Origin of the sequence: Vibrio sp. IB15 (assembly GCF_016406055.1) — a bacterium.
GTDB lineage: Bacteria > Pseudomonadota > Gammaproteobacteria > Enterobacterales > Vibrionaceae > Vibrio > Vibrio chagasii.
The window spans coordinates 142,809-155,176 of sequence record NZ_JAEFCE010000001.1 but is presented as its reverse complement, the minus strand read 5'-3'; the positions used below and the strand labels follow the sequence as shown (position 1 = coordinate 155,176).

The 12,368-nt window shown below is 44.1% G+C and carries 10 protein-coding genes; all 10 read right to left on the bottom strand.

Going from position 1 to position 12,368, the window contains the following annotated elements; genetic code table 11:
- Positions 1–82: 82 nt before the first annotated feature.
- The gene (locus JC606_RS00725; protein ID WP_198777592.1) at positions 83–1,507 is read right to left on the bottom strand and encodes a GumC family protein; all 1,425 of its coding nucleotides are present in this window, start codon (positions 1,505–1,507) and stop codon (positions 83–85) included.
- Entirely contained in the window at positions 1,504–2,622 is a 1,119-nt protein-coding gene (locus JC606_RS00720; RefSeq protein WP_137406406.1) for a glycosyltransferase, read from the bottom strand. The genes JC606_RS00725 and JC606_RS00720 overlap by 4 nt, the downstream gene beginning before the upstream one ends.
- On the bottom strand, positions 2,615–3,400 hold the full coding sequence (locus JC606_RS00715) for an acyltransferase (protein WP_102422959.1): 786 nt from the start codon (positions 3,398–3,400) through the stop codon (positions 2,615–2,617). Before JC606_RS00715 ends, JC606_RS00720 begins: the two co-directional genes overlap by 8 nt.
- A gap of 93 nt (positions 3,401–3,493) precedes the next feature.
- Positions 3,494–4,867, bottom strand: coding sequence for an O-antigen ligase family protein (locus tag JC606_RS00710; protein ID WP_198777591.1), 1,374 nt, complete (start codon positions 4,865–4,867; stop codon positions 3,494–3,496).
- Between the two features lie 197 nt (positions 4,868–5,064).
- On the bottom strand, positions 5,065–6,195 hold the full coding sequence (locus JC606_RS00705) for a glycosyltransferase family 4 protein (RefSeq protein WP_233090011.1): 1,131 nt from the start codon (positions 6,193–6,195) through the stop codon (positions 5,065–5,067).
- Entirely contained in the window at positions 6,176–7,684 is a 1,509-nt protein-coding gene (locus JC606_RS00700) for a sigma-54-dependent transcriptional regulator (RefSeq protein ID WP_137406410.1), read from the bottom strand. Before JC606_RS00700 ends, JC606_RS00705 begins: the two co-directional genes overlap by 20 nt.
- Positions 7,685–7,889: 205 nt before the next feature.
- Positions 7,890–8,294: an Hpt domain-containing protein gene (locus JC606_RS00695; RefSeq protein WP_137406411.1), complete on the bottom strand. Its 405-nt coding sequence runs from the start codon at positions 8,292–8,294 to the stop codon at positions 7,890–7,892.
- A gap of 372 nt (positions 8,295–8,666) precedes the next feature.
- Entirely contained in the window at positions 8,667–9,899 is a 1,233-nt protein-coding gene (locus JC606_RS00690) for a quaternary amine ABC transporter ATP-binding protein (protein WP_137406412.1), read from the bottom strand.
- On the bottom strand, positions 9,892–10,791 hold the full coding sequence (locus JC606_RS00685) for an ABC transporter permease (RefSeq protein ID WP_137406413.1): 900 nt from the start codon (positions 10,789–10,791) through the stop codon (positions 9,892–9,894). The genes JC606_RS00690 and JC606_RS00685 overlap by 8 nt, the downstream gene beginning before the upstream one ends.
- A gap of 155 nt (positions 10,792–10,946) precedes the next feature.
- On the bottom strand, positions 10,947–11,939 hold the full coding sequence (locus tag JC606_RS00680) for an ABC transporter substrate-binding protein (RefSeq protein ID WP_061034074.1): 993 nt from the start codon (positions 11,937–11,939) through the stop codon (positions 10,947–10,949).
- Positions 11,940–12,368: the final 429 nt, after the last annotated feature.

Sequence of the window (12,368 nt, the reverse complement as noted above, 5' to 3'; positions counted from 1 at the left end):
TCCAATGGAACAACAATGGTGTTTATCGCTAAAAAAAGAGCACCAACATCAGGTTGGTGCTCGTTTCGTTAATAGTGAGCCCTTAGTTCATTTTCGGGATTACCGTTAAAACCGAAACGCCCATGATCGCTTCAATATCACTTTTTCGTTTGATCGATGAGTCAAACAATTCGAACAGTATCGCTAACCCCGCACCCAAGCCAATGCCTGCGATCAGACCTGCTAGGATGAATATGAAGGTCGGCATATTCGATTTAATACTCGGGGTGTAAGGTAAGTCGATAATCTTCACACGTTTATTTTCTTCGAACACACCTAGCGAGCCAGTTAACTGAGCCATCTCATAACGTTCATTAAGTTCATCGAATAGTTGTCGCTTAACTTCTACATCACGCTGCAAACGGTACATTTCTTTTGCGTTGTCACCGAAGTTGTTTGCCTTGTGTTCCAATTCAAAAATCATGGTTTTAAGGCTTTTTGTCTCTTCTTTTAATGACTCATAGCGCCCCCGAACAAGTTGAAGGTTATGAAGTTGAGTCACTAAAAGAGGTTGCGTGTCGGAGAGTTTGTCTCGTGAAGTGCTACTCGCAATATCCCACAATTGGTCGCTGTTCATTCCGGGTTGCTTCTGTGCGAGCAGTGTTTTTCTTTCGTTCTCAAGACGTTCCAATTCCAGGACCTTCGCCTGTACAGCACTGTGTTTATTGGTGTACTTTGCTTTTAGTAAGGTTAACGAACTTTGTGTGTCAATAATCTGATCTTCTAATCGGCCGATAACAGGATTGGTTTTTGATAGTTGTTGGTCAATCGACCCTAGGCTTTTTTCAACACCTGATAACTCGGCTTGTTTCTCGGCTAGGGTTTGCTTTAATGAAGCCAATCGATTCAAGCTTTGGCTTTGAACCTCAGGAGTTGAGTGTACATTTTCATTAATATATCTCGCTAACTCTTCTTCCGCCTTTGCCAGTTCAGCGCTTCGTTCGTCGATGTGAACTCTAAGGAAACTACTCGAGTCTTGGATCGACGAACGTTCTGGAGCCAATATTTGCTCAATAAAATGCTCGCTGACGGAACTAAGTGTCTCTTCCATACCGATCGGCGTGTTAGAGGTAAGACTTATCTTTAAGAAATCTTTACCCATTTGAGTAACAGATAAACGTTCCGACAAATCAGTAATGATCTCTTGTTTTTGAGCTTCCGACATATTAGGTGTTGTTAGCTGAAGTTCTTCTGCCACCGAATAAAGAACGTGACGGCTGTGTAACAGGGTTCTAAGTGCGCTCATTCTGTCTTTAAGCATGGTAGAAACGGCGATGTCCTCAAGAAATGGATTCATTTTCGCGGTTTCTTGTATCAGCATACTGGTGTGCGAATCGTATTTTGTTGGCGCAAGTTTACTCACACCAAACCCCACAAATGGCAAGATAAGAATAGGGATTACAATCACGTAGCGCTGACGCCACATCCCGTTCAATATGCTTAATAAACGCAGCTTGAGATTGTTCATAATAGCTCCAGCATCCAATGTACGAAGTTGCCACGGTTTTTCCAGCTGTCTTTTTCTACGATAGAGATCGGTGAGTGAGTGAGTTGGCGAGCGTTGTTAAGTGCTTGGATCATTTCCTGGGCATTATTGATTGCTGTAACGTACTTCTGATAAGACGCCATGGCAGGGAATGGTGTTGTTACTATGGGTGTGCCTGCAGCTAAGTATTCCATCAGCTTAAGGGGGCTACACGCTTGTATTTGCTCATTGTCTACAAAGGGCAGCAAACTAATATCCCAATGTTGTGAGTAACTTGGTAAGGTGTGATGTGGTCTTGGGCCAAGGTAATGGACATTGTGTAACTTTGGTAACATTAGCGTATCAAGCTCGTTAGGCCCAATGAATACAAAATCCCATTCAGGCATTGCGTGAACAACATGTCCGATCATGTCATAGTTTAGCCACTTCGACAGGCTGCCATAAAACCCTGCAATCGGACGATGACTACTTGGCAGGTCTTCAGCTCTGGCTACTGGTGTAGAAAATAGCTCAACATCAACGCCGTGTGGAAGAAGCTGCGTTTTACATTTAGGAAACTTTTTCACTAACTCTTTACTCGCTGCGAAAATCAGATCCGCTTTATCGATAAGTTTAGATTCGTGCTCAGCGACAGTTTGGTGATCAACGCCTGCGAGCGCACTGAAATCATCGCCGCAGTAATAAACCACAGCAGACTCCCCCAGATGCCCACACAGATCAACTGCAGTAGGAAGTGATGTCCACAGGATTGGGGCTTGTAAGTTAAGCTCTTCAATTATTGGTTTTAACTGTTTCAACATCATCATTTGAGCGAGCTTGCGTGAAGTGTATGATGCAGGAGCAGGGATGGTTCTCAAGTTGACGACTTTAATGTTGCTGAGGCCCGCAGAGTCCGACATGTTCTGGGTGATTGCGTTGGTCTTACCAAACAACTTATTGAATGCACGTGTTACATCTTTCACGCTTAAGCGCGGCTGTCTGAGGCCAATAGAGTTAATCCAAAGTACTTTATGTGTTTTAGCTAGTTGGCGAACTAAGTGCTGGGTTGACGATGGAAGTCCGCCGAAGTCTTCACCGAATACGATTAAATCACGCATGGTCACCTCCGTGAGTCTCAAATGCATCAAAAACATCCGACTCTGTCACTTCTACGGATTTTATTTCCCCAACCACTCGTGCGGGATTACCTGCGGCAATAGAGAATGGGGCGATATTTTTGGTTACAACGCTACCGGCAGCAATCACGGCACCTTCACCAATTGTCACGCCGCCTTTGACAGTTACATTGGTCCCTAGCCAAACATCTCGCTCTAGTATGATGTCGCCAATCTGTTGTGGGTCATCACCTTCACCGTTTGCACGACGTGTCGCATCAAGTGGGTGGCCAGAATAACCAAAAAGAAAGGCACCGCCAGCAATTCGGACATTGTCGGAAATAATCACTCGTTTGCCTACCGCGATAGTTGATTGCCAACCCACATCAACATTATTACCAATTGACAGTAACGGATGTTCCAAACCGTCGAGCGGCTGCGTACACCCTGAAAATGTGGTGTGACCCGATATACGACAGTCATTCCCAATTGAAATTTGCAGTGGTCCACTTACGAAAGGTAGGCCTCCATACAAATATAGGCGCTTACCACACTGTGCGACTCTGCCTTTGAACGCTGGGGTCCAGTAGCAAAAACGAGTAAATCCCCCGATGACATTCACAATCAATTTGTGTGTTTGATACAGGCAACGATTGAAGATCTGAGGTGTAGGGAGCTCGGCGCTTCTGATGTTTTTCAAAATGAAAAAAACATTTCTAATTCGAGAATTAGGGTGAAACTTAAGCCAGTGTTTAAATTGATGGATGCTTGCTGACGTCATAATGAAATTCCTTCTCTGTTGTTATATAGAAGTACTTTCATATTATGTGCCATATACTAAAGCCCATATTTTCAATGAGTTAAGGTTTGGCTTTTAGATTTTCTCATTTTGACAAGCAGTTTGAGATACGTTTGAAACGCAAACTGTGAGTGCTGCAAGGATGTAAATCGGCCAGTTGAAGCCCTGAGTTAGAAAAGTGCCGGACACAATGGTACCTATCAGGCCTGCGTAGACCGCGTAGGCGACAGCATTGAGTTCTGGTGGGACATTGGAACCCGCAGTTTTAAGTCGCGCCAAAGTGGCACGAGAGGTTTTGATCAGAGATACGATAAGCCCTACGAAAATGATCAACCCAATAAATCCAGTTTCAGCTAAAACGCCAAACCAGGTGCTGTGCACAGCATGATTTAATCCATCCCAATAAGCGCTATAAAAAAAGTAGTTAGAATAGAAGTTATTTAGTCCTACGCCGGTTAATGGGTTGTCTAACGCCATTTTGAACGCCGCTTCCCACGCGTAGATTCGCCCCATGGCGGATTCATCAATCCCTTCTTCGGCGGCACCACCTGAAGCTCTGTCTGATATTCCGGCAACTAAGTAAAGGACGACTGCGGCAATTGCTCCGCCAGGCATTAACAAGAGTTTAGAGTGAACCCACTTCCAAGCAAATATACCAATCACGGCAATACACCCTAATAGTCCCCCACGGCTCTGCGTTGCGATGATAGCAGCGAGCAGTAACACACAAACGAAGCCACTTATAATTCGTTTAAACAATGGGATTCCGGAAGTGCTGGCTTGACTGATAGTAAATGCGAGAGGGAACATTAATACCAGCGCCAAATCGTTAGGGTCTCCGAGCATTGACCCAAAATCACGACCTATGGTTACGCGTGTGCCTTCAACTAAACCAATACCGTTGATTGAGTTGTAAACCGCGATGGTACTGACCAGAGCCCCCGCGTATATGATCATCATCGCCGTTTTCGCAAGATCCTCGGTGGTATTCACTAGCCACATGATCGCGAGTGTCATAACGATAATTTTCCAATAAATCCCTTTAAACTCAGCTAATGCGATCGGCCTATTCGATGCGAATACGATACCAATGATGGTAAGAACCCAAAATATGGCGAGCCAATTGAAAGAGTGATGCCAGAAGATTTTCAGCTCTTTACTGACGAACGCATGCCAGAGTAGAGCAGACAGTGCGCCTATAGAAAGCAACAAAGGGATTTTCATCGGATAGAGGACGGGAAGTGCTTCGTGAATTCTAAAGAATGAGAAGACTACGAACAGTAGAACAAAGTAAAACGCTCTGTTAACAACGAATAGAGCACCCAAAGGTATAAAAGCAAGTACTATGACAACGACCGGGTGAGGAACGAGATACCAAGCAGCACCAATAACAAGGCTTAGGAATGAGAGCCCTAAAATTAGCGGTGTTCGGTTAACTTGGTCTCTCATTGTAAATCCCTAGCGTTTTTTATTATTCAACTAAAGACATAGCAAGGTGAATGCCACATACCAACTGATACTAAGTTATTGTATTTGTGTTCAATTTAGATTTTTCTAAAACGTTGAGTTGAGGCGGGTCAAAATGAGAATCAAATTGGAAACGCGCTTGCCATTGTTATTTGGATTGAATCTATGGTGTGGCAATGTTATGCACTGTAGCAGGCTAGGATCTGGGGAATAACAGCTTGTGGAGAGTAATGCTTGCGGATGGTCGCTTTGGCTTTCATTCCCATAGTCTGCTTGTCTTGAGAAGGGAGTTCAAACCAACTCGTTAAACATGCAGTGAGTTCGCTTTCATTTGTAGCGATGTAACCATTGTCTTCATGCTGAATCAGCTGCGATAGATTACCAACGTTGGTCGCTATAACCGGTATGCCACGAGCCATGGCTTCTAATGCCGCCATAGGTAGACCTTCGTAACGAGATGGTATGACTAAAACATCAATGGTTTTCCATGCATTGTCCATACTGGTTTGGTGTCCATGGAACGTTAAGTTATTTGGTTTACTCTTTTCTAGCGTTTGCCTTTCAGGACCATCTCCAAATAGGTGAAACTTATGATTAGCCGCAAACCGTGCAAGAGCAACAAAACGGTCTGGCGCTTTTTCGTGGCTTAAACGGCCAACAAAACCTACGTGATAAATTTTGTCACTGTTGCCTGCGTCATCTAAATGTTCAGAAGTCGCTGTGCAATCAGGGATCGCAATAAAATTATTAAGCAGGGTGGTTTGCCACGGAATCTTATTTTGTATCTTGTTGCTGACAACAAAACAGTGATTAGACAGGAATCCAGTATATCTATCTAAAAAATCGTAGAGCCAAACTTTGCCTTTAGGTGTTTCGCCTGCGTGATACGTCGATATTTGACGAGGCTTACAATGGCTTGGGGTCACTAGCTTCACCAGTTTACTCACAATGCTTGCTTTGTAGCCATGAGCATGGACATGCGTGGGTTTATATTGCGTGATTGCCAGTTTAAGTTGCGAAACTGAATTGGTTTTACTTGGCGCTAAGTCGTTAAGGTGACTGTAAGGCAGGTCTAATTCTTTTAAGCGTGTTATCACTGGGGGAAGAGGAGCAAACTTGGTGAGCAGGACGACTCTAGCTTTGCGGTTATGTTTAAGTAAACCAAGGGCGAGCTCAATGACATGCGTTTCAATTCCACCAAAGGTTTGGCTATCGATGAGCAGCCAAATCTCTTCAGGTTCAGGAACTAAATGCCCCTGAACCTGAATTGGTTGAGCTTGAGTATCCAAATTAGGCTTGGTTACACTCATCTTCAGACTCCCAAGCCTGTTTCTTACGGTAAACAGTGGAAGGACTCAACTCCAATAAAACGGCAGCGTTTAACACATTTCCATCACAATGATTGATCGCATGTTGAATGGCTTCGCGTTCTATCTGCCACATTGGACGTATCGCACCGTCACTAGTGGTAAATGCCGGTGTCATTGGATCATTTGTGTCTTGAGAGACAGATGAACGCTCAAGCTCTTCTGGTGTGACTGGAGGCAGCTTACCTTCTTGAACAACTGGCGACACAGCTTCGACAACAGCGCTACGTATTGGCGTAACGCTTTTTGAGGTTGTAGCGTCTGCTTTATTGATCGGAGCAGGTAACATCTCTTTGGTTACACTGGTTTCATTGTTTAACACTACGATGTTGCGAATGATGTTTTGTAGCTGACGAACATTGCCCGGCCATGGATAGCGCTTAAGTAAACCTTGTGTCTCTTTATCGATAGACTTGAATTTCTTCTTGTCTTGTTTGGCGTAAAGTTTCAAAAAGTGGTTAGCTAGAGTGACAATGTCACTTCCTCTTTCTCTCAGCGGTGGCATCTCAATAGGCACCACATGTACACGATAGTAAAGGTCTTCACGGAATCGACCTTCTTCTACTTCGACGAGAGGGTCACGGTTAGTCGCACAGATGATTCTGACATCTACTTTGATTTCTCGGTTGCCACCTAACGGGGTAAAAGTCCCGGTTTGTAGGAATCGAAGGAGCTTTTTCTGCATTTCCGATTCCATTTCACAAAGTTCATCCAGAAACAGTGTGCCACCGTGTGCTTGCATTGCAGCACCTTTACGATCGGTTGTTGCACCGGTAAATGCGCCTTTGACATGACCGAAGATTTCGCTTTCCATTAAATCGCGGGGAATAGCACCACAGTTGATGGCAACGAATGGTTTATCACCACGCTGACTCTCTTGGTGAATAGCCTCTGCGCATACTTCTTTACCTGTCCCGCTCTCGCCATTGATGAACACACTTGCGGTTGTCGGAGCAACTGAGTCGATGATTTTATAAACGGCTTGCATCGGTAAACAAGAACCGATGAAGTTATGGAAACGGTCACGATCGAATTTGCTTTGAATATTGTCGACTAGATTTTCGAGTTTGGCTCTGCGCAGATGTAGGTTAACCGATGTTTTTAGGCGGTCGGCTTGAATTGGCTTTTCTAAGAAGTCTTCCGCACCGCGCTGAATTAGGTCAACGGCAATGTTCACTGAACCATGGGCTGTCGCGATGATTGCAGCGGTTGGGATGTCGTTATCACTGATCCAATCTAATACCTCTTCACCTGGCATATCAGGCAGTTTTAGATCGAGGATGACCAGTTGTGGGACGTGTCTCTCTATAAATGTTTTTGCTTCAGCTCCAGTTTCGACATGAAATATGTCGTATGGCTCGTCTTTTACGTACTGCTTGTAAAGTACGGCGAGGGAGGTGGAGTCTTCAACTAACAATACCTTAGGGCGCATTGTGTAATTCCTTTTGAAACTTTATCCTAACCAATCAATAACATAGTGATGTTTGAGCGTAGATACGAGTCGACTGTCTTTGTTACTTACTGGGCGCGCTGTCTTATTTGAGTTTAGTCTGTTTACGCGAACAGATGACCATGAAACGTAAATCGGTAATGACTATGTTGAGCTATTTAACTAATTTATATCTAGTGAAAGAGCGTTAACTAAAACCGGCTTCTTTTCTTTCTAATAACGCGTTGATTGAACGCTCTGCAAGTTCGATTAACTCGCCAACCTGCAGAAAGGCTTGTTCATGATGCGCTTCTAAACACTGCTGTTCTAATGCTCTTGCTAACTTACCTAAAGGCCGGTTACCTAGCGAAAGTGCGGTACTACCAAGGGTATGGACTTCAAACTCGAGCGTTTGAGCGTCGTTGTTGCTAACTGCTTCTTTAATGGTGAGTAAACGAGCCTGTGACTCTGTCACATAGTGGTCGATTAAAATTGAAATAATCTCCGGACTGGTATCTCGAACCATCTGTTCAAGTACGCTTTCATCCACAAGCTCTTCATTTTGTTGCTTATTTTCACCTGAAGGTGTGTCTGACGTTAAAGTCGAGTTCATCAAACTAAGTCCTTTTATTGAGCTGTAAATCCTTACATCATCGAGAAGTCTAATACTCGTTTGCACTCTTAAGTTTTAGTCATTTTCTGGAATAATTTCAACTGGTTGCCTTATAAACAGCAGAATAAATCGACATTAAGCCATGCTTGTGGCTATCTTTGTGATAAACCTAACGGATTGATTATACGTATTTTCACTTACAAAACATGAACTTAGGTGTGTAATAGGAGAAGGGCTTGGACTCTAGTGCTAAAAAACCTCGTTTCCTCAAAATCTAGCAAACTAAATAAAAAGGCCACCCTGTTGCTGAATAGTGGTGGCCTAAGTGTTAATAAAGTAATTGGTTACGCCTTTGTCCAAGTTGGACTTGGACTAAGACGCTTTGTCAATTTTTGGCTTTGGGATAGGTTCTACTTCTTCCTCGCTTGTTTCTGAGAAGATGTCGGCAACAGCGCTTCTCTCTAGTTCACCTTTGAGGTTCCCATCTTCGTCCACGACCGGAAGAGAATAGTCGCAAGACATGGTGTCTGGCAGAACTTCTTCAATCACTGCATCAGGTAATACCGCAGGAACTTCTTCGTAGATCTCATCACTGAAATCGTGAACCGAAGAATCTTCAACTGCGTCTTGTAAGCTCTCTTTTGTGACCAAACCTTGATAGCCATCGTCAGTAACGTGATAAGCGTAATCGTGCTTGAGCATCTTCATTTGAGCCAATGCACCTTCGATGGTCTCTGAGGTGATTCGATACAAAGGAGGCTGCATAACTGTTTCTACAGTCAAAGCACGAGCGCGATTCACGTCTTTTACGAATGCCTCAACGTAATCATCGGCAGGGTTAAGTAGGATTTCATGAGGCGTGCCTTGCTGTACTAACTCGCCATCTTTAAGGATAGCGATGCGGTCACCTAGGCGGAGGGCTTCGTCTAGATCATGGGTGATGAAGACAATGGTTTTATGGAGTTTCTCTTGAAGTTCAATTAACTGATCTTGCATTTCGCTTCGAATGAGAGGGTCGAGTGCAGAAAAGGCTTCATCCATTAACAAAATTTCAGCGTTAGTACACAGGGCGCGTGATAAGCCGACACGTTGTTGTTGACCACCGGAAAGTTGGGCAGGGTACTGATTACCATACCCTTTCAAACCTACGGTTTCCAACCACTCATTTGCTTTTGATAGGCGCTCATCTTTCTTGATACCTTGGACTTCCAAACCATAGGCGACGTTCTCAACCACAGTTCGGTGTGGCATCAACCCAAAGCGTTGAAATACCATCGACATTTTGTGACGACGAAACTCTTCCAGTTCTTTGGTATTCAAGCTCATTACGTCGATGCCTTCTACCGTGATTTTACCTTGAGTCGGGTCAATTAAGCGGTTGAAGTGACGGATGAGTGTTGATTTACCTGAGCCTGAAAGCCCCATAATCACAAAGATCTCACCGCGATTTATCTGAAGGTTAATTTCTTTAAGGCCAACGGTATGACCGGTGTCGGCGAGAATCGCATCTTTATGCTCGCCATTCTTAACGCGGTCCATTACGGACAGAGGTTTAGACCCAAACACTTTGAACAGGCCACTAATTTCGATTAATGGTTTAGTCATGTCTGAACCCTCCTAGGTGGGCATTGGTTCTACGCGCATAAGCCTGTGATGCTCGGTCAAACAGAATCGCGAGTGCAACAATGGCGAAGCCGTTCATCAAGCCTAGAGTGAAATATTGGTTGGTAATCGATTTAAGGACCGGTTGTCCTAAGCCTTTAACACCAATCATAGACGCAATAACCACCATTGATAGGGCCATCATGATGGTTTGGTTTATACCTGCCATGATGGTTGGCATTGCCAGTGGTAACTGAACGCCCCATAAACGCTGTTTCTTGCTCGCACCAAAAGCAGTCGCAGCTTCTAACACTTCTTTATCGACTAAACGAATACCTAAGTTAGTTAATCGAATCACAGGGGGGATTGCGTAAATAACCACTGCGATAAGACCTGGAATTTTACCAATACCAAGCAGCATAACCACTGGGATTAAGTAAACAAACGCAGGCATTGTCTGCATAATATCCAGCAGTGGTGTCACGATCGATTGTGCGCGATTAGAACGCGCCATGGCGATACCAATAGGAATACCTAGGAAGATAGAAACTAAGGTACACACAGTGATGATGCTGAGTGTCCGCATTGTGTCTTCCCACATACCAAAGTAGCCGATGAGAAGTAGAGATAGCACACAACCTAGAGCCAATTTCCAAGAGCGACTGGCGGCATAAACTAAGCCCGTGCAAACGCCAAGAACGATCAGCCAAGGGGTAGAGATGAGAAGTTTTTCAAACCAAACTAGGAAGGAAAGAAGAGGGTCAAATAATGATTCGATCATTTCTCCGTATTCACGGGAAAACTCACGATATGCGCCGTCTAGCGTCTTTTTAATTGCTCGCAAATCAGAGCGTTCCATTTCCGGGAAGCTCGATAACCAATTGCTGTCAGCCATTTTATATCCTTATAGTTCGGAGCCACTTGTTCAACACACTAAAATGCGATGTGAACAAGGCTCCGAATTACGAATAACATCAAGTATAGCGACGTTATTTCCATTGTATTGAAGCGTAGCCATAGACAAATATAACTACTCTCTAAGCATTGTTATTAAAGCTCAGCTTCAACCTTTTTTGCGACTTCTTCAGAAACCCATGGGTGCCATACTTCTGGGAATTCACTCAAGAAATGTATGCTCGCTTCTTCACCATCCGCTTGGTTGTCTTCCATCCAAGCTAGTAAAGCATTCATTTTTTCGTTGGTGAAACCACGCTTAGTAAAGTAGTCGTACGCTTCCGGTGCGCGCGATGCAAAACTTTCAGTGGTAATGGTGTGGACAGGAGAAGGCGGGTACATGGTTGCTTTAGGAGATTCACAGCCTTCTTGGGTCGTACAGCTGATAAATTCTTCTTTATCAACACCACTTCCAAAGTCGACTTTTACCATGTCATATTTGCCAAGAACTGCAGTTGGTGCCCAGTAGTAACCGAACCAAGCTTCTTCACGTTCATAAGCTTTCGCGATAGATCCAGATAAACCAGCACTTGAGCCAGGGTCTACGATGGTAAAACCGCTCTCTTCTAGGTTAAGTGCGTCAAACAGGTTAGCGGCACTGATTTGACAGTTCCAGCCTGCTGGACAGCTGTAAAATGCGGATGTATCTGGGTCTTCAGGGTGCTTGAACAACGCAGCGTTCTTACGTACACCTTCGATTGTTGCCATTTCTGGGTTTTGTTTAACTAGGTAAGCAGGAACCCAAAAACCCTCTTCACCACCATTTACAAGAGCTTTACCTGCGTAGCGAAGACGTTTCTCTTCAACACCTTTATCAAGAGCGTCTTTTAGGCTGTTACTCCATAGTTCCGGTGCAACATCTGGTTGGCCTTTTTCAATCATGGATGTGCCGGTTGGCATAGTGTCGCCAGGGATGAGTTCGGCATCGCAATCGTAACCATGCTCAAGGATGAATTGGTCGATGTTGGCGATAAGAGTTGCAGAGTTCCAGTTCATGTCTGCGATTGTTACGCTGCCACATTCTCCAGCGTTAGCATGACCACTGGCTGCTGCAACTAACAAAAATACGGAGCTTAACTTGTATTTCATATTGAGTTTCCTTTCTCTTTAATAATACAACCGAGCTAGTCAAAGTCTGTTGACTAACTGAATTGCTCGATGGTGATCCTTTCCATGTTTTGAACCATTTGAGCAGAAGGAGGGATGGGGGAAGTGTGTGAATCAATCAGCAAACCAATACAGCAACAAAGCATAAGTGTGATTTGCTTGATTTATCCACGGTGTTTCACCGCCATCGGATAACTTTGTCAAACTATTACAAATTCTTCAAAAACCACCTCTATTTATAATCTTAGGGACTATTCGTACGAATTCCATCTTTTACTCTATTTACATGGCACTTTAACAGGCTGTGTCACATTACCACCAAAGTTAGCCGGTTTGTGTTGATCTTTGAGGCGTTTTCAGGTGAGATGACCACTAATTATGTGCATGAAATGCATTGAATGGTCGCAAAAA

Excerpts from the sequence above, each read along its gene's own strand:
- JC606_RS00725 (WP_198777592.1), bottom strand. The coding sequence starts at position 1,507 with ATGAACAATCTCAAGCTGCGTTTATTAAGCATATTGAACGGGATGTGG.
- JC606_RS00720 (WP_137406406.1), bottom strand. The coding sequence starts at position 2,622 with ATGCGTGATTTAATCGTATTCGGTGAAGACTTCGGCGGACTTCCATCG.
- JC606_RS00715 (WP_102422959.1), bottom strand. The coding sequence starts at position 3,400 with ATGACGTCAGCAAGCATCCATCAATTTAAACACTGGCTTAAGTTTCAC.
- JC606_RS00710 (WP_198777591.1), bottom strand. The coding sequence starts at position 4,867 with ATGAGAGACCAAGTTAACCGAACACCGCTAATTTTAGGGCTCTCATTC.
- JC606_RS00705 (WP_233090011.1), bottom strand. The coding sequence starts at position 6,195 with ATGAGTGTAACCAAGCCTAATTTGGATACTCAAGCTCAACCAATTCAG.
- JC606_RS00700 (WP_137406410.1), bottom strand. The coding sequence starts at position 7,684 with ATGCGCCCTAAGGTATTGTTAGTTGAAGACTCCACCTCCCTCGCCGTA.
- JC606_RS00695 (WP_137406411.1), bottom strand. The coding sequence starts at position 8,294 with ATGAACTCGACTTTAACGTCAGACACACCTTCAGGTGAAAATAAGCAA.
- JC606_RS00690 (WP_137406412.1), bottom strand. The coding sequence starts at position 9,899 with ATGACTAAACCATTAATCGAAATTAGTGGCCTGTTCAAAGTGTTTGGG.
- JC606_RS00685 (WP_137406413.1), bottom strand. The coding sequence starts at position 10,791 with ATGGCTGACAGCAATTGGTTATCGAGCTTCCCGGAAATGGAACGCTCT.
- JC606_RS00680 (WP_061034074.1), bottom strand. The coding sequence starts at position 11,939 with ATGAAATACAAGTTAAGCTCCGTATTTTTGTTAGTTGCAGCAGCCAGT.